The organism is Ensifer sp. 4252, assembly GCF_050434565.1.
Classification (GTDB): domain Bacteria; phylum Pseudomonadota; class Alphaproteobacteria; order Rhizobiales; family Rhizobiaceae; genus Ensifer.
In genome coordinates this window covers 73,358-90,121 of sequence record NZ_JBNDIU010000001.1, presented here as the reverse complement: position 1 = coordinate 90,121, position 16,764 = coordinate 73,358, and the positions used below count along the sequence as shown (strand labels likewise).

General features: G+C 60.5%; 19 protein-coding genes. 13 read left to right on the top strand and 6 right to left on the bottom strand.

The annotated features are described in order from the left end of the window. Window positions 1–111 precede the first annotated feature (111 nt). A complete protein-coding gene (locus tag ABIE33_RS00420; RefSeq protein WP_429120035.1) occupies window positions 112–1,302 on the top strand; it encodes a cystathionine beta-lyase in 1,191 nt (396 codons plus the stop codon). A 5-nt stretch (window positions 1,303–1,307) separates the two neighbouring features. Here the strand turns inward: ABIE33_RS00420 and ABIE33_RS00415 are convergent, their stop codons facing one another. Continuing rightward, complete coding sequence (locus ABIE33_RS00415; protein WP_429120032.1) at window positions 1,308–2,474, bottom strand: FAD-dependent monooxygenase; 1,167 nt, start codon at window positions 2,472–2,474, stop codon at window positions 1,308–1,310. Between the two features lie 11 nt (window positions 2,475–2,485). Further along, on the bottom strand, window positions 2,486–2,731 hold the full coding sequence (locus tag ABIE33_RS00410) for a zinc-finger domain-containing protein (RefSeq protein ID WP_429120030.1): 246 nt from the start codon (window positions 2,729–2,731) through the stop codon (window positions 2,486–2,488). A 179-nt stretch (window positions 2,732–2,910) separates the two neighbouring features. On the opposite strand from ABIE33_RS00410, the gene ABIE33_RS00405 reads away from it, so the two are divergent. From ABIE33_RS00405 to ABIE33_RS00370, 8 genes are all read left to right on the top strand, one after another. After that, window positions 2,911–3,696, top strand: a complete 786-nt coding sequence (locus ABIE33_RS00405; protein WP_429120027.1) for an alpha/beta fold hydrolase — start codon at window positions 2,911–2,913, stop codon at window positions 3,694–3,696. Between the two features lie 100 nt (window positions 3,697–3,796). Continuing rightward, window positions 3,797–4,624 carry a serine O-acetyltransferase gene (cysE, locus tag ABIE33_RS00400; RefSeq protein ID WP_065781213.1) on the top strand — a complete coding sequence of 276 codons (828 nt, stop codon included), beginning with the start codon at window positions 3,797–3,799 and terminating at the stop codon, window positions 4,622–4,624. A 100-nt stretch (window positions 4,625–4,724) separates the two neighbouring features. Beyond that, window positions 4,725–4,928: a DUF3126 family protein gene (locus tag ABIE33_RS00395; protein WP_003535016.1), complete on the top strand. Its 204-nt coding sequence runs from the start codon at window positions 4,725–4,727 to the stop codon at window positions 4,926–4,928. 233 nt (window positions 4,929–5,161) lie between these two features. Further along, window positions 5,162–5,515, top strand: a complete 354-nt coding sequence (locus tag ABIE33_RS00390; protein WP_025426808.1) for a phasin family protein — start codon at window positions 5,162–5,164, stop codon at window positions 5,513–5,515. A 240-nt stretch (window positions 5,516–5,755) separates the two neighbouring features. After that, on the top strand, window positions 5,756–6,109 hold the full coding sequence (clpS, locus tag ABIE33_RS00385; RefSeq protein WP_025426809.1) for an ATP-dependent Clp protease adapter ClpS: 354 nt from the start codon (window positions 5,756–5,758) through the stop codon (window positions 6,107–6,109). Window positions 6,110–6,118: 9 nt separating this feature from the next. Continuing rightward, complete coding sequence (clpA, locus tag ABIE33_RS00380; protein ID WP_429120019.1) at window positions 6,119–8,638, top strand: ATP-dependent Clp protease ATP-binding subunit ClpA; 2,520 nt, start codon at window positions 6,119–6,121, stop codon at window positions 8,636–8,638. Window positions 8,639–8,721: 83 nt separating this feature from the next. Further along, window positions 8,722–9,459, top strand: coding sequence for an AzlC family ABC transporter permease (locus ABIE33_RS00375; protein WP_429120016.1), 738 nt, complete (start codon window positions 8,722–8,724; stop codon window positions 9,457–9,459). Beyond that, window positions 9,456–9,800 carry an AzlD domain-containing protein gene (locus tag ABIE33_RS00370; RefSeq protein WP_429120013.1) on the top strand — a complete coding sequence of 115 codons (345 nt, stop codon included), beginning with the start codon at window positions 9,456–9,458 and terminating at the stop codon, window positions 9,798–9,800. Before ABIE33_RS00375 ends, ABIE33_RS00370 begins: the two co-directional genes overlap by 4 nt. A 51-nt stretch (window positions 9,801–9,851) precedes the next feature. Here ABIE33_RS00370 and ABIE33_RS00365 read toward each other — a convergent pair whose 3' ends face one another. Genes ABIE33_RS00365 through ABIE33_RS00350 form a run of 4 tightly spaced genes read right to left on the bottom strand, consistent with a single transcriptional unit; the run spans window position 9,852 to window position 12,714 of the window. Continuing rightward, window positions 9,852–10,271 carry an HIT family protein gene (locus tag ABIE33_RS00365; protein WP_429120010.1) on the bottom strand — a complete coding sequence of 140 codons (420 nt, stop codon included), beginning with the start codon at window positions 10,269–10,271 and terminating at the stop codon, window positions 9,852–9,854. Window positions 10,272–10,315: 44 nt separating this feature from the next. Then, the gene (locus tag ABIE33_RS00360; RefSeq protein WP_429120007.1) at window positions 10,316–11,503 is read right to left on the bottom strand and encodes a GNAT family N-acetyltransferase; all 1,188 of its coding nucleotides are present in this window, start codon (window positions 11,501–11,503) and stop codon (window positions 10,316–10,318) included. A gap of 4 nt (window positions 11,504–11,507) precedes the next feature. Beyond that, window positions 11,508–12,233 carry a glycerophosphodiester phosphodiesterase gene (locus ABIE33_RS00355; protein WP_429120004.1) on the bottom strand — a complete coding sequence of 242 codons (726 nt, stop codon included), beginning with the start codon at window positions 12,231–12,233 and terminating at the stop codon, window positions 11,508–11,510. Between the two features lie 13 nt (window positions 12,234–12,246). After that, window positions 12,247–12,714 (bottom strand): RidA family protein, encoded by a 468-nt coding sequence (locus ABIE33_RS00350; protein WP_025426816.1) that lies wholly within the window; start codon window positions 12,712–12,714, stop codon window positions 12,247–12,249. Window positions 12,715–12,857: 143 nt separating this feature from the next. Between ABIE33_RS00350 and ABIE33_RS00345 the strand changes: the two genes are divergently transcribed. From ABIE33_RS00345 to pyrH, 4 genes are all read left to right on the top strand, one after another. Beyond that, window positions 12,858–13,685, top strand: coding sequence for a cell envelope integrity EipB family protein (locus tag ABIE33_RS00345; protein ID WP_429120001.1), 828 nt, complete (start codon window positions 12,858–12,860; stop codon window positions 13,683–13,685). Window positions 13,686–13,865: 180 nt separating this feature from the next. Further along, window positions 13,866–14,633 (top strand): 30S ribosomal protein S2, encoded by a 768-nt coding sequence (rpsB, locus tag ABIE33_RS00340; protein ID WP_038576045.1) that lies wholly within the window; start codon window positions 13,866–13,868, stop codon window positions 14,631–14,633. 255 nt (window positions 14,634–14,888) lie between these two features. Next, window positions 14,889–15,812, top strand: a complete 924-nt coding sequence (gene tsf, locus ABIE33_RS00335; protein WP_429119998.1) for a translation elongation factor Ts — start codon at window positions 14,889–14,891, stop codon at window positions 15,810–15,812. Between the two features lie 191 nt (window positions 15,813–16,003). Then, a complete protein-coding gene (gene pyrH, locus ABIE33_RS00330) occupies window positions 16,004–16,726 on the top strand; it encodes a UMP kinase (RefSeq protein ID WP_025426820.1) in 723 nt (240 codons plus the stop codon). Window positions 16,727–16,764 lie beyond the last annotated feature (38 nt).

Genomic DNA, 16,764 nt, shown 5'->3' with positions numbered 1-16,764 from the left:
CAATTGCCCGTGCATTCGATCGCAAAGCGCCTTTGTCGGATTTTGCCACTTGACCCCGGTTGTAGGGCGTTCGAAGAGTTCAGGATCGGTTTTTCAACATCGGAATATTCAATGGCAGACAGTGGCAATGTGAACGGCAAGATGGGCATCAACACCCGACTGGCCCATACCGGCAACAACCCCTCCGACTATTTCGGTTTCGTCAATCCACCGGTCGTTCACGCGTCCACGGTGCTGTTTCCAAACGCCAGGGCGATGGAGACGCGCGAGCAGAAATACACCTACGGCACCCGCGGCACGCCGACGACGGATGCGCTTTGCGACGCGATCAATGAGCTCGAGGGTGCTGCTGGCACGATCCTCGTTCCCTCCGGGCTTGCCGCCGTCACCGTGCCGTTCCTGGCCTATCTCTCGTCCGGCGACCATGCGCTCATCGTCGATTCGGTCTATTTCCCGACCCGCCATTTCTGCGACACGATGCTGAAGCGTCTCGGCGTTATCGTCGAATATTATGACCCGATGATCGGTGCGGCGATCGAAAGCCTGATTCGCCCGAACACGCGCCTGGTTCATACGGAAGCGCCAGGCTCCAATACGTTCGAGATGCAGGACATCCGGGCGATCGCGGACGTCGCGCATCGCCACGGCTGCGTTGTCACCATGGACAACACCTGGGCGACACCGATCTATTTCAAACCGCTCGACCATGGCGTCGACGTGTCGATCCATGCCGCCACGAAATATCCCTCGGGTCATTCCGACGTGCTGTTGGGCACGGTCTCGGCCAACGCCGCCCACTGGCCGGCGCTGACGGAAGCGATGGTCACGCTCGGCGTGTGCGTGTCTCCGGATGACAGCTACCAGATCCTGCGTGGCCTGCGCACCATGGGTATTCGCCTTGAGCGGCACCAGGAAAGCGCGCTGTCGCTTGCCACATGGCTGGAAGGGCGCGACGAGGTTGCCCGCGTCCTGCACCCGGCGCTGCCGAGCTTCCCCGGCCACGAGCTCTGGAAACGCGATTTTACCGGCGCGAGCGGCATCTTCTCCTTTGTGCTGAAAGCTGAAAGCCCTGAGCGCTTCAAAGCGAAGGCTCACGCGTTCCTCGACGCACTGTCGCTGTTCGGCCTTGGATATTCCTGGGGCGGCTTCGAAAGTCTGGCGCTTCACGTCGGCCTGTCGGATCGAAAGGTGGCGTTGGCGCCGACCGAGGGGCCGGTCCTTCGCCTGCAGATCGGTCTTGAGGATGTTGCCGATATTCGCCGGGATATCGAGGCGGGGCTTGCCGCAGCAAGGGCAGTCTGACCGTTTCAGCGTTCAGGAGCGCCGTAGCCGTAGAGCCAATCGAAATCGGCTGCGAGCGCTTCCGGAGCTTTCATCGACAGGACGATATCCCGCCCGAGCCGGAACGGGCCACGGGCGTGATAGGCGAAGCGGTTGAAGGCGGCGCGGCGGCGCACTTGGGCGATGCGTGGCCGGCGTGTGGCCTCGAAGGCTCTCAGCGCTTCGCCGATGTCGTTTGCGTCGCCGAGGCAGGCTGCAAGTGCGTCTGCATCTTCGATCGCCATGGCAGCGCCTTGCGCCGCAAACGGCGTCATCGCATGGGCAGCGTCGCCGATCAGAACGGTTTTTTGCTCATCTTGCCAGGCACCGTCGGTCACTGTGCAAAGCGGCCAATAGGTCGGCGCCTCGGCGTTTTTCAACAATGTTTGCAGGTCGTTATTCCAGGTGGAGAAGGCTTCAAGATAGTCGCGACGCCTGACTTCGGAATCCTTGCCGACCCAGACGCCGTCGGTCTCCTTGCCTTCGATGATCGCAACCAGGTTGAAGCCGTCAATTTCCCGCAAGGGATAGGCGACCAGATGCGCCCGCGCGCCAAGAAAGGCCGTGACGCGATCCGGCTGCAGAAGGCCGGCGGCGGCATCGCGGGTGACTGTCATGCGCCAAGCGACATTGCCTGAAAACTGGACGGTACCGGCACCCGCAATTGCATTGCGCAGGCGGGACCAGATGCCATCGGCGCCGATGATCAGCGCCGGTGTCCGCCCGACAATGGTGGCAATCGCCTGTTCCGCATCGCCTTCGATGCGGTGTCCCAGGTGGAGACGACAGCGCGGCTCGGCCGTGACGGCGGAAATCAGGATTCTTTGAAGGCTTGCCCGGTGCAGCACGCCATAGGGCGCCCGCCAGCGGTCACGGGCAAAACGCCCTGAGGGAACGCGTGCAAGCGCGCGAAGGGACTTTCCATCGACGAGCGTGATCGCATCCGGCTCGGTCCAGACGGATTCGAGCGCGTCGAGCAAGCCGAGTTCGCCGAGGATGCGCGATGCATTCGGAGACAGCTGAAGTCCGGCGCCGACCTCGGTCAGAACGGCCGCCTGTTCGATAATGTCGACGTCGAAGCCGCGATGCGCGAGGCACAATGCCGCCGTGAGCCCGCCGATGCCGCCACCGACGATCGCGACCGCTGCTGACATCCGCGTGGGAATCAGGCTGCCTGGAAGGTGAAGAGACAGCCCGGTGGGTTGGTTTCGGTCGTCTTCAGCTTCGGATTGTAGCGATAGAGCGTCGAGCAGTACGAGCAGACCTTTTCATTGTCGTCGCCCATGTCGATGAAGATGTGCGGGTGGTCGTAGGGAACGGACGCGCCGGTGCACATGAATTCCTTGACGCCGATCTCGATTGCCTGATGTCCGCCGTCATTCTGGAAATGGGGGATGCTGTGGCCGGCCATGTCATGCTCCGATGTATGCAAGTCTTTGAGGGTGGAATTTGCCGGCACCATAGTGAGCTTTGTTGCAAAAGTGTAGCTGCAAACACGCCGCACCTGTGGTTTTTGCCGGGTCGGGGTTTCCCTCTTCGGGACGACAAATTAGGTTGCGCCAAACCGATGCCGCCTCAAGGACTAGAATGATGGATCTCAATCCGCCGCCGTTTTCGCACTTCACGCATGAAGGACTGGATATCGCCTTCTTCGACGAGGGCGATCCTTCCGGTACGCCGATCCTGCTCATTCACGGCTTTGCCTCGAGCGCCAACGTCAACTGGGTTTTTCCCGGCTGGCTGAAGACGCTTGGCGATGCCGGCTACCGGGTGATCGCGTTCGACAACCGCGGTCATGGCAAAAGCAGCAAGCCCTATGATCCTGCACTCTATCATCCCCAGCAGATGGCAGGCGATGCGGTCGCATTGCTCGGGCATCTCGGCATCGCCGAGGCGCATGTGATGGGCTATTCGATGGGCGCGCGCATCTCCGCATTCCTGGCGTTGGCCCATCCCGACCGTGTACGTTCTCTGGTGTTCGGTGGCCTCGGTATCGGCATGGTGACCGGGGTCGGCGATTGGGATCCGATCGCCGACGCGCTCGTGGCGCCGTCGCTCGACGTGGTGACGCATGCGCGCGGGCGCATGTTCCGCGCCTTTGCCGACCAGACCAAGAGCGATCGCCAGGCGCTGGCCGCCTGCATATCGACGTCCCGCGACCTTCTGACCGCCGAGGACATGGGCCGCATCGACATTCCGACTTTGATCGGCGTCGGCACCAAGGACGATATCGCCGGCTCGCCGCAGGAACTTGCGGATCTGATGCCGAATGCCCGCGCGCTTGATATTCCGGGCAGGGACCATATGCTTGCGGTCGGCGATCGGGTGTTCAAGAAGGCGGTGCTCGAATTCCTCGACGAGGTGGGGCGAGCTTAGGCGTGTCTACGACCTTTGGTCGAACTGGGGCCTGGCCATTTATGTCCTGCCGGATTTCCCCTATATTGAAGGCATAGACCGATTAAGAAGGAGTGCGACGATGGTCGCGACGACCGAACTTCGTCAGACGGAATCCCTCAAGTTGATGGACCCGATCTGGAGCAGCCTGCGCGAGGAGGCCCGTCTGGCCGCCGAGCAGGATCCGATGCTGGCAGCATTCCTCTATTCCACGGTCGTCAACCAGCATTCGCTGGAAGAAAGCGTCATCTACCGCATCTGCGAGCGCCTCGATCATCCCGATCTGCAGGCGAACCTGCTGCGCCAGACATTCGCCGAAATGCTGGAGGATTGGCCGGAATGGGGCACGATCCTGCGCGTCGACATCCAGGCCGTCTACGATCGTGACCCGGCCTGCACCCGCTTCCTTGAGCCCGTGCTTTACTTCAAGGGCTTCCATGCGATCCAGACGCACCGTCTCGCTCATTGGCTTTTGAAGCGCGGGCGCCGGGATTTCGCGTTTTATCTGCAGAGCAGGGCATCCAGCGTCTACCAGACCGACATCAATCCGGCTGCCCGGATCGGCCGCGGCATCTTCCTCGATCACGCCACCGGCCTGGTGGTCGGCGAGACCGCCGTGATCGGCGACAACGTCTCGATCCTGCATGGGGTGACGCTTGGCGGCACCGGTAAGGAAGGCAGCGACCGTCATCCGAAGATCGCCGACGGCGTGCTCATCGGGGCGGGCGCGAAGATCCTCGGCAATATCCACATCGGTCACTGCTCGCGCATCGCCGCTGGCTCGGTCGTCCTGAAACCGGTGCCGCCGAAAACGACGGTTGCCGGCGTTCCGGCCAAGGTCGTGGGCGAAGCCGGGTGTTCCGAACCGTCGCGCCAGATGGACCAGATCCTGACCAGCTTCGAAATCTGAACCATCGGGAACCGGTGCGTAGCCGCTTTCGAGGGGTTTACACCCGCCAATGCAGCGTGCGAGAAGCGCCGCACATCAAAAACGGCTACGGAGAAGACATTTGAAGCCCGAAGAAATCCGCAAGCTTGAAGCCTACCTCAAGCGCACGTTCAACCAGTCGATGGTCGTCAAGGCTCGCCCGAAGAAGGACGAGTCGGCTGAAGTCTATCTCGGTGACGAATTCCTCGGCGTCGTCTTCCGCGACGAAGAAGATGGCGAATTGTCGTACAACTTCTCCATGGCAATCCTCGACATCGACCTCTAAGTCGCTGATCGATGGTTTCAGGAAGTGACCCGGTGGCGAGCGATCGCGCCGGGTTTTTCTATGCTTTCACGTTTTTCAGGGCGCAACGCCGAAGAATTTTGCGCTTCAACGGCGTTTCTTCATCAAGCTGTTGCAAGTATTGTGTTTTATTGCACTGCACGCTCGACTTGACTTTTTGTGCAGTGCACATAAACTGAAGCCTCCAGATCAGGCCGTCACTAAGGAGACACCCGATGTTCAACTTCGATGATGCAAACAAGAAAAGCAAAGAAGCCATTGACGTGGCTGTGAAAAGCTATTCCGCCTGGACCAAGGGCCTTCAGGCCATTGCGACCGAGGCTGCCGATTTTTCCAAGAAGTCCTTCGAAGACAGCGTTGCGCATGTGGAGAAGCTCTCCAGCGTCAAGAGTGTCGAGACGGCCTTTGAGCTGCAGACCAATTTCCTGAAGTCGAGCTATGAAGGCTTCTTCGCCGAGGCGACGAAGATCGGCGAGATGTATGCCGACCTCGCCAAGGACGCCTACAAGCCGTACGAAGCGCCGGTTGCCAAGGCGACCGCAGCGGTCAAGGCTGCCGCTGCCGCGTAACGCAACGGATCATTGCCGTCATTGGAAGGCCGGTCGCCGATACAGCGACCGGCCTTTTTGCTGTTTCGGACACTTCGCGGTGGATCGAAGAAAGTTGATCAATCTTATGCCTCTCCGTGCGATTATGATTGCAGTGCGTTGGTTCGGTCTTAAAATCTAGAAACGAACCATTAGATAAAGGGCAAGCACGCTGCGGCCACATCAGATGGATCCGCGGCTTGTACTAAGGAAAAGACACGAATGATCGCCATGCCGGTCCGGATGCAGCAAGGAAGCGACGACGAAGGAGGTGGAAGCAATCGCAGCACCTCCGTCATCACGCGCACCAAGCCGAAGACCAAGAAGCCGAGTTTGTATCGCGTTCTGCTTTTGAATGACGATTACACACCAATGGAGTTTGTCATCCACATTCTGGAACGTTTTTTTCAGAAGAATCCGGAAGAGGCGACTCGCATTATGCTCCACGTCCACAATCACGGTGTCGGGGAGTGCGGCGTCTTTACGTACGAAGTCGCCGAAACGAAGGTGACGCAGGTGATGGATTTCGCCCGCCAGCATCAGCATCCGTTGCAATGCGTCATGGAAAAGAAATGAGGAACTAACGTGCCAACATTTTCGCCCAGCCTCGAAAAGGCGCTGCACCAGGCACTGACTTTTGCCAACGAGCGCCACCACGAATATGCGACGCTTGAGCATCTGCTTCTGGCATTGATCGACGATGCCGACGCAGCGGCCGTGATGGGCGCGTGCAACGTCAATCTCGAGACGCTGCGCAAGACCGTGACAGACTATGTCGACAACGAATTGTCGAACCTGATCACTGGCTATGACGAGGATTCAAAACCGACCGCCGGTTTCCAGCGGGTCATCCAGCGCGCCGTCATTCACGTTCAATCGTCCGGGCGCGAGGAAGTGACGGGTGCAAACGTGCTCGTTGCGATCTTCGCCGAGCGCGAGAGCCACGCCGCCTATTTCCTGCAGGAGCAGGAAATGACGCGCTACGACGCGGTCAACTTCATCTCGCACGGTATCGGCAAACGGCCGGGAAGCTCCGAGGCACGTCCGGTGCGCGGCGCCGAGGAACACGAATCCGAGCAGAAGCCTGCGCGTGAAAACGAAGAGGCGAGCGCCAAGAAGCAGCAGGATGCCCTGACGGCCTATTGCGTCAACCTCAACGAAAAGGCGAAATCCGGGAAGATCGATCCGCTGATCGGCCGCCACGCCGAGGTCAACCGCACGATCCAGGTTCTCTGCCGCCGTTCCAAGAACAATCCGCTCTATGTCGGTGACCCCGGCGTCGGCAAGACGGCGATCGCCGAAGGTCTTGCCAAGCGCATCATCGAAAAGAAGGTGCCCGAAGCCCTCCAGGACGCGACGATCTTTTCGCTCGATATGGGCACGTTGCTGGCGGGCACACGCTATCGCGGCGATTTCGAAGAGCGCCTGAAGCAGGTGGTCAAGGAGCTCGAGGACTATCCGGGCGCCGTGCTGTTCATCGATGAAATTCACACGGTCATCGGCGCCGGCGCCACCTCGGGCGGCGCGATGGATGCGTCGAACCTGTTGAAGCCTGCGCTTTCGTCGGGTGCGATCCGCTGCATCGGCTCGACGACCTACAAGGAATACCGGCAGTTCTTCGAAAAGGACCGTGCACTGGTGCGTCGCTTCCAGAAGATCGACGTCAACGAGCCGACGATCGCCGATACGATCGAGATCATGAAGGGCCTGAAGCCGTACTTCGAGGACTACCATCACCTGAAATACTCGAACGAGGCGATCAAGGCCGCCGTCGAGCTTTCGGCCCGCTACATCAACGACCGCAAGTTGCCGGACAAGGCGATCGACGTGATCGACGAATCCGGTGCAGCGCAAATGCTGTTGCCGGTCAGCAAGCGCCGCAAGCTGATCACCGAACGGGAGATCGAAGCCACCGTCGCGACGATGGCCCGTATTCCGCCAAAGACCGTCTCCAAGGACGACGAAGCGGTGCTGGCCAACCTGGAGAAGGAGCTGCGCTCCGTCGTCTACGGTCAGGATCTGGCGATCGAGGCGCTTGCCTCGTCGATCAAGCTCGCCCGCGCGGGCTTGCGCGAACCGAACAAGCCGATTGGCTGCTACGTCTTCTCGGGCCCGACGGGCGTCGGCAAGACCGAAGTCGCCAAGCAACTGGCAACGTCGCTCGGTGTCGAGCTGCTGCGTTTCGACATGTCGGAGTATATGGAGCGGCACACGGTATCGCGGCTGCTCGGTGCACCTCCCGGCTATGTCGGCTTTGACCAAGGCGGTCTTCTGACTGACGGCGTCGACCAGCATCCGCATTGCGTGCTGTTGCTCGACGAAATCGAGAAGGCGCATCCGGACCTGTTCAACATCCTGTTGCAGGTCATGGACCATGGTTCGCTCACGGATCACAACGGCAAGAAGATCGACTTCCGCAACGTCATCCTGATCATGACGACCAATGCGGGCGCTTCGGAAATGGCACGGGCTGCGATCGGCTTCGGCTCATCCAAGCGCACCGGCGAGGACGAGGAAGCGTTGAACCGCCTGTTCACGCCCGAGTTCCGCAACCGTCTCGATGCGGTCATCCCGTTCGCATCGCTGCCGACTCCGGTCATCCATCAGGTCGTGCAGAAGTTCGTCATGCAACTGGAAACCCAGCTCGCCGAACGCAACGTCACGTTCGATCTGGCGCCCGATGCGATCGCCTGGCTTGCAGAGAAGGGCTACGACGAGAAGATGGGTGCACGGCCGCTCGCCCGCGTCATCCAGGAGCACATCAAGAAGCCGCTCGCCGACGAAATTCTGTTCGGCAAGCTGAAGAAGGGTGGCGTCCTGCGCGTGACGATCGGCACGAAGGCCGACGGAACCAAGGGGCTGCTGCTCGATGCCGTACCGGAAACCGCGCCGATCAAGCCGAAGGCGGAAGTGACACGCCCGGCGATGAAGAGCGCCAAGCCGAAAAAGGCCGAGGAAAAGGAAGCCGTCGGGGCTGAACAGGCACCGAAGGCCAAGCCGAAGAAGGTAGCAACCAAGTCGTCTTCGGATGCCGACGGCAAGGCTGCCAGCGAGGCGAGCCCGCGAAAGGGCAAGACGGTGCCGAAGGTGCCACGTAAGAAGTAGTCCGATCGGACCCGATGTTATGCGCTGCCGGATGGAAACATCCGGCAGCGTTTTTCTGAATGAAGACAACTCCGGAACGGCTAATGAAGAGTGATGAAAACGACCAGTCGTCGGTCGTCTGGTTTCTGACCGGCATGCGTGGCCTGTTCAGCCTTCCGGCCTTTATCCTCATGTTGTCCTTCGTCGGCTTCTGTTCCCTGACGGCTCAGGCCGGGATTCCACCGGAGCAGGTCGTCTTTATGACCGGCATGGTATGGGCGCTGCCGGCCAAGGTCATTCTCGTCAGTTCGATGATGAGTGGTGCCAGTCTGGCGGCTGCCTTCCTTGCTGTGTCGCTTTCGTCTGTCCGGTTGATGCCGATGGTTGCAGCACTCATTCCGGAGTTGCGCACGGCGAAAACGCCGACATGGCTACTGCTGTTTTTGTCGCACTTTGTTGCGATCACGGCTTGGGTCTTTGCGATGGAGAAGGTGCAGGCGGTGCCTCGCGAGAAGCGTGTCGCTTTCTTCGCCGGTTTCGGCATCACGCTGGTGGTCGCCAATATGGTGCTGGTCGCCGTCGTCTATCACTTCGTCGCCGATTTTCCGCCGATCGTCGCCGGCTGCCTGTTCTTCCTGACGCCGATCTACTTCCTGGCTTCGATCTGGCACTCCGCACGTCATCCGGTCGTCTATATCGCGCTGCTCTTCGGTCTGGTCGCCGGTCCGTTGTTCTTTTGGCTCGCCCCCGAATTCGACATCCTGCTTGCCGGCGTCGGCGGTGGCACGCTGGCCTGGGCGGTGGAGCGGCTCTGGCGCCGTCGCCGGGAGATCGGCGCATGACCTGGCAGGACGGCTGGTGGGCCTACGCCTTCATCGCGATCGCCGGCTGGCTCGCGACCGACATCTGGCGCTGGCTGGGTGTCATCGCCGGAAACCGGCTGCGCGACGATTCCGAGGCATTGAACTGGGTGAGGGCGGTGGCGACTGCGCTCGTCGCAGCCGTCATTGCAAAACTCATCCTCTATCCGACAGGCGTTCTTGAGCAATCGCCGTTATGGCTGCGCCTGGGAGCCGTCGCGATTGGGGCAACAGCCTTCTTCCTTCTCGGTCGCAAACCGGCAATCGGAATAGCGACAACCATTGCCACCTTGGCCGTCGGGCTATGGTGGCTGGGTTTCTAGAGATCAATCCGTAGTCGGTGACGGCCGCTGGTGTGGCCGTCAGATTCGCATTTAAAGCGCCTGGCGCACTTTCTCGGCGTTGGCGGCCAATACCGCGCCATCTTCCATCGTGCCGGAATGCGGCTTCAGCGGAATTCCGTCGCGCCGCGGGATGACGTGGAAGTGCAGGTGGAAGACGGATTGGCCGGCGGGAGCCTCGTTGAACTGCATGATCGTCACGCCGTCGGCGTCGAAGGCTTCCTTGGCTGCGACAGCGATTTTCTGAACGGCGGCGATCAGTGCCGGCAGGCTCGCAGCGTCGGCATCCAGCAGATTGCGGGAAGCGGCTTTTGGGACGACGAGTATGTGGCCTTCAGCCTGCGGCATCACATCCATGAAGGCGATCGTTGCGTCGTCCTCGTAGACCCGGTGCGACGGGATCTCGCCCCGCAGGATCTTGGCGAAGATGTTGTTGGTGTCGTAAACGCTCATTGTTTTTCCTCTTGGATTGGATCCGGCCAACGCCGGAGAGCGGTTCAATCGTCCTGGCGCTCACCTTTGCGGAAAGGGCCGTGCTCGGCAAGAAACTCAGCCGTCTCCTCCACATCCCTCCGTTCGCGAACGAGATAGTCCGAGACCGCCCGGGCGAGGCCGGGATGGCTGATGTAATGCGCTGAATGCGTCGTGACCGGCATGTAGCCGCGGGCAAGCTTGTGCTCGCCCTGCGCTCCGGCTTCGACCCGCTTGAGGCCCTTTGCGATGGCGAAATCGATGGCCTGGTGATAGCAGACTTCGAAATGCAGGAAGGGGTGCTCCTCGATGCAGCCCCAGTGGCGGCCATAAAGCGCGTCGCCGCCGATGAAGTTGATCGCGCCAGCGATATAGCGGCCGTTGCGTCGTGCCATCACCAGCACGATGTCGTCGGCCATGCGCTCGCCGATCAGCGAATAGAAGGCGCGCGTGAGATAGGGGCGCCCCCACTTGCGGCTGCCGGTGTCCATGTAGAATGTGAAGAACTGGTCCCAGATCGCTTCCGTCAGATCGCTGCCGGTCAACCAGTCGATCGTGATGCCGTTTTCGAGTGCGGCGCGACGCTCCTTCTTCAGGGCCTTGCGCTTTCTGGATGCAAGCGTTTCGAGGAATTCGCCGTGGGTCCCATAACCTTCGTTCAGGAAATGGAACTGCTGGTCGGTACGATGCAGGAAACCGGCCCGTTCGAAAACCGGTATCTCCACGTCGCGCACGAAGGTCACATGCGCCGATGAGGCGTCATGCCGCCGTGTCAGCTCCTTCAGGCCTGCCGCAAGCCCGTCCTGTACGGGCGAGCCGTCTTGGCTCGAAACCGTCAGCAGCCTCGGTCCGGTTGCGGGCGTGAAGGGAATCGAGCCTTGAAGCTTGGGATAGTAGCGGCCGCCGGCACGCTCGAACGCATCCGCCCAACCGTGGTCGAAGACATATTCGCCCTGGCTGTGGTTTTTCAGATAGCACACGAGTGCCCCGAGGAGCCTTCCGTCGGCGCCTTCCATCAGCAGGTGTTGACCGAGCCAACCGGTCTTGGCCGTGGCCGAGCCCGATTCCTCCAGCGCCGAGAGATAGGCGTGCGAGACAAACGGATTGTAGACCGTGCCGCACGGTCCCTTTGTCGCGCCGGAAAGCATGTTCCAGCGCGCCGCCGGTATCGCGGAGAAGGATTGCTCTATGCGGATGGTAACGGCGTCGGACATGAGCTTAGGAAATCAATGCCTCCCGCGGGTCGAAACCCTCGAAGGTCATCTGATCGGCGTTGGCATAGGTATATTCTTCAGCCTGCTTGTCGCGAACGGTCCAGGTGATGATCGTTCGGCCGAGCGTGCGTTCCTTTGTGATGAACGGGTTCGGCAGATGGCCGTAGTGGTAGGAGATGAAGTCGAGCCCGAGTTGCATGGCCTCTTCATGGACGAAGAAGGTCTCCGGCCTTGCCCCCTCGGCCGTCAACCCGAGCGGATAGGGCGCATCGAGCGCTTTCAGATCCTTGAGCAGCCAATGGTCGAAGCTCATGAGGGCGACATGGCCTTTGTAGCCTTCGAGCGTTTCCAGGACGGCGGCCGCAAATCCCTCGTCGTCGTCTTTGCGCCCCTTGAGTTCGATGACGAGCGGTACGCGTCCTTTGACGAGCCGAAGCATTTGCGACAGCGTTGGCACCTTGTCCTTGGTTCCGCCGATGGACATCAAGCTGAGTTCTCCGGCCGTCCTCGATCGCACGTCACCCCTGATGCCGCACAGCCGCTCGGTGTCGTCGTCGTGGAAGACGACCGGCACGCTGTCGGCGGTGTATTGCAGGTCACATTCGATCGCAAAGCCGGCATCGGCAGCACGGGAAAACGCCGAAAGCGTGTTTTCCCAGACCTGCTTGTTCATGTCGTGATAGCCGCGATGGGCGATCGGCTGAGCTTTCAGCCAGGAAATATCCGTCATGCCCGGCACCCGATCACGCGATCTCGATGACCGCGTCGATCTCGACGGCGGCATTGAAGGGCAGGGCGGCCATGCCGACGGCAGCGCGCGCGTGCTTGCCGGCGTCGCCAAGGACGTTTGCAAGCAGGTTGGAGGCGCCGTTGAGCACGAGATGCTGTTCGATGAATTCTGGCGTGGAGGCAACAAAGCCGTTGATCTTGACCAGCCTGCGGATGCGGCCGAGGTCGCCGCCAAGCGCGGATTTGGCCTGCGCGAGAATATTGATGGCGCAGAGTTCGGCTGCGCGTTGGGCGCCTGCAACGTCAACGTCCTTGCCCACATGGCCGGTAACGGCGATCTTTCCGCCCTCCATCGGCAGCTGTCCGGAGATGTAGAGCATCGAGCCGCTGATGACGTATGGCACGTAGTTCGCCGCTGGGGCTGCTGCCTGGGGAAGGGTGACGCCAAGGTCCTTGAGGCGCGTTTCGATCTCTGCGGACATGGAAGGCTCCGTTGTTGTCTTTTGTGTTAAAATCCGGCATTCAGACCGGATCGCAGCGGGACGCGGCATTTAAATGTGGTGACGCCTCGCTTCTGCCGAAGCTTGTTTATAGCATTGCCGGCGAGTCCAACAGGAGGAAACGGATGTTTCGTAAAGGCTTCGGTCTCGCCAGTTTAGGCAGCGCCTGCTTCGCGGTGATGACGGTTTCGGGCGTCAGTGCCGCGAGCGCGAGTGTCCTCGTGCCGCATCGGGCGGTCTACGATCTCGAACTCAAGGACGCATCCGACCGCTCGGGTATTTCCGGCATGTACGGCCGCATGGTCTACGAGTTCAACGGATCGGCCTGCGAAGGGTATACAGTCAGCTTCCGCTTCGTGACGCAGGTGAATACCGGCGAAGAAACGCGCATGACCGACCAGCAGACGACTACCTATGAGGATATGAAGTCGGGCAACTTCCGCTTTCTGACCCGCTCTTTCACTGACGAAAAGCTCGACAAGGAAGTGCGCGGCACGGCCCATGACGACAAGACTGGCGTCAAGGTCGAACTGACTGCGCCGGACAAGCGCGAGGTCGAACTGGCAGCAAGCCGGTTTCCGACCGAGCACATGGTTGAAGTCATCGATCGCGCCAAGAAGGGCGAGAGCTTCTTCGAGGCACGGATCTTCGATGGTTCCGATTCGGGTGACAAGACGCTGATCACCTCGACCTTCGTCGGCAAGTCGCGTAAACCGACGCCCGATGAGCCGGATGCAGGCAAGGCCGGCAAGCTCGGGACTGAGAATTATTGGCCGGTCACCATCTCTTACTTCAACGACGACAACAGCGGCGACGCGTTGCCGATCTACCGCATGTCGTTCAAACTCTACGAAAACGGCATCACCCGCGACCTGACGATGGATTACGGCGACTTCGTGCTGAGCGGGAAGCTTGCCGATCTCGAAGTCTTCAAATCGGAAGAATGCAAGTAGTCGATATGACAAAAACAGACTTCAAGTCTTGATTTGTCGGGCAGTAGCCGGTAAGGGGCTGCCCATTCCACACGTGAGGCATGGGATGTTCCGGGAGAAATCCGGATCGTTCCGCCGGTGGGCTTTTCGAAAGATGAGCTCGACGTCTCGCGGAGGTTCAACCGGAAAAGGAGAAAAGGCATGGCATTGCCTGATTTTAGCATGCGCCAGCTGCTTGAAGCTGGTGTTCACTTCGGCCACCAGACGCATCGCTGGAACCCGAAGATGAAGCCCTACATCTTCGGCGATCGTAACAACGTTCACATCATCGACCTCGCACAGACGGTTCCGATGCTGTCGCGCGCCCTGCAGATCGTCAGCGACACCGTCGCCAACGGCGGCCGCGTCCTGTTCGTCGGCACCAAGCGCCAGGCTTCGGAAATCATCGCTGACGCTGCCAAGCGTTCGGCCCAGTACTACGTCAATGCTCGCTGGCTCGGCGGCATGATGACCAACTGGAAGACGATTTCGAACTCGATCCAGCGCCTGCGCAAGCTCGACGAAATCCTCGCTTCGGAAGCTTCGGGCTTCACGAAGAAGGAGCGCCTGAACCTCGAGCGCGAACGTGAAAAGCTCAACCGCGCTCTCGGCGGTATCCGCGACATGGGCGGCACACCGGACCTGATGTTCATCATCGACACCAACAAGGAATCGATCGCAATCGACGAAGCCAAGCGCCTTGGCATCCCGGTTGTTGCCGTGATCGACTCCAACTGCGATCCGGACCAGATCGACTACCCGATCCCGGGCAACGACGACGCATCGCGTGCGATCGCTCTTTACTGCGATCTCATCGCTCGTGCAGCCATCGACGGCATTGCCCGTCAGCAGGGCGCATCGGGCCGCGATCTCGGCGCATCGGCTGAAGCTATGATCGAGCCGGCGCTCGACGAAGCCTCCGAAGCCTGATCAAGGCGCGGCGGGCATAGAACCGCCGCACCAATCTAATGTCGGGGCGAGGCCGTTTGTGATGAAAAGTCTGAACGGCCTTGTTCTTTTCAGCGAGGGATGAAGCGGCTTGGGCCAGCGATCCGCGCCCCGGGTATCATCGCGGTGGGCGCGTTCATCACGGTGTCACATACGCAAGCCATTCCCCTGCCACACCTCCTGGTGCCGCGCCACTTGCGGGCAGCGCGCCAGCCAAACAGACAAAGAGGCAAAAAGATGAGTGTAACTGCAGCAATGGTGAAGGAACTGCGCGAAAAGACCGGCGCAGGCATGATGGATTGCAAGAAGGCGCTCGCCGAAACCAACGGCGACATGGAGGCTGCGATCGACTGGCTGCGTGCCAAGGGCATCGCCAAGGCCGACAAGAAGTCGGGCCGCACGGCTGCTGAAGGCCTCATCGGTATTGTCAGCGGCGGCGTCAAGGCCGTTGTCGTCGAAGTCAACTCCGAGACCGACTTCGTTGCTCGCAACGAAGCCTTCCAGGAACTCGTTCGTGGCGTTGCCAACGTCGCGCTCGGCACCGACGGTTCTGTTGAAGCCATTGCCAATGCCAACTACCCGGCAACCGGCAAGTCGGTCGACGAGACGATCAAGGACGCGATCGCCACGATCGGCGAGAACATGACGCTTCGCCGCGCAGCCGCGCTCAAGGTCGAAGATGGCGTCGTTGCCACCTACATCCACAACGCTGCCGGCGACGGCATCGGCAAGCTCGGCGTTCTCGTCGCTCTGAAGTCGGTCGGTGACAAGGAAGTTCTGTTCTCGGTCGGTCGTCAGGTCGCCATGCACATTGCTGCCACCAACCCGCTGGCAATCCGCGCCGACGAAGTCGACGCCGCTGTCGCCGAGCGCGAGCGCAACGTGTTCATCGAGCAGTCGCGCGCTTCGGGCAAGCCGGACAACATCATCGAAAAGATGGTCGAAGGCCGTATGCGCAAGTTCTTCGAAGAAGTTGCCCTGCTGTCGCAGGCCTTCGTCATGAACCCGGAAATCACCGTCGGCCAGGCCGTCAAGGATGCTGAAAAGCTCGCTGGCGCTCCGATCGAAGTGACCGGCATGGCGCGTCTTCTGCTCGGCGAAGGCGTCGAGAAGGAAGAAACGGACTTTGCAGCCGAAGTTGCGGCGGTCGCAAAGGGCTGATTTCTTCACCCTTGTTTGGAAAACCTTGGGGCATCGCGTGACAACGCGATGCCCTTCGTGTATCCGGCTTCGTCAATGCGCCGGACCCGCCGGAAAATGCTCTGCAGCGGTTGAAACCGGGTAGCGCAATATGTCCTTATACGCAGCGCGCCTTTTTGCGCGCACGCGTACCGATCTGTTCAGGAGCGATGATGTCGGCCGAGCCAATCTACAAGCGTGTTCTACTCAAAGCCTCCGGTGAAGCCCTGATGGGAAGCCAGGGCTTCGGTATCGATGTGGCGGTTGCCGACCGCATTGCCGCGGACATTGCCGAAGCTCGCGCCATGGGCGTCGAAGTGGGCGTCGTCGTTGGCGGCGGCAACATCTTCCGCGGCGTGGCCGTTGCCTCCAAGGGCGGTGATCGGGTAACCGGCGACCATATGGGCATGCTGGCGACCGTCATCAACGCGCTGGCGCTGGCGACGTCTTTGCGCAAGCTCGACATCGACACGGTGGTGCTCTCGGCAATCGCAATGCCGGAGATCTGCGAGAGCTTCTCGCAGCGCGCAACGCTCTACCATCTGTCGCTCGGACGCGTTGTGATCTTTGCAGGCGGCACGGGCAATCCGTTCTTCACTACCGATTCTGCCGCTGCCCTGCGCGCCGCCGAAATGGGCGCACAGGCGATCTTCAAAGGCACCCAGGTCGATGGCATTTATTCGGCCGATCCGAAGAAGGATCCGACGGCCACGCGTTTCGACCGGCTGACCCACAGTGCGGTCCTTGAAAAGGGTCTCGCGGTCATGGACGTGGCGGCAGTGGCGCTCGCACGCGAGAATGCCATTCCGATCGTCGTCTTCTCGATCCACGAGAAGGGCGGCTTCGCTGAAATATTGACGGGTGGCGGCCGCGCCACCATCGTTACCGACAATTAAGAGCTGCAAGACGGCTATCGGCCGATGAAAGACAGAAC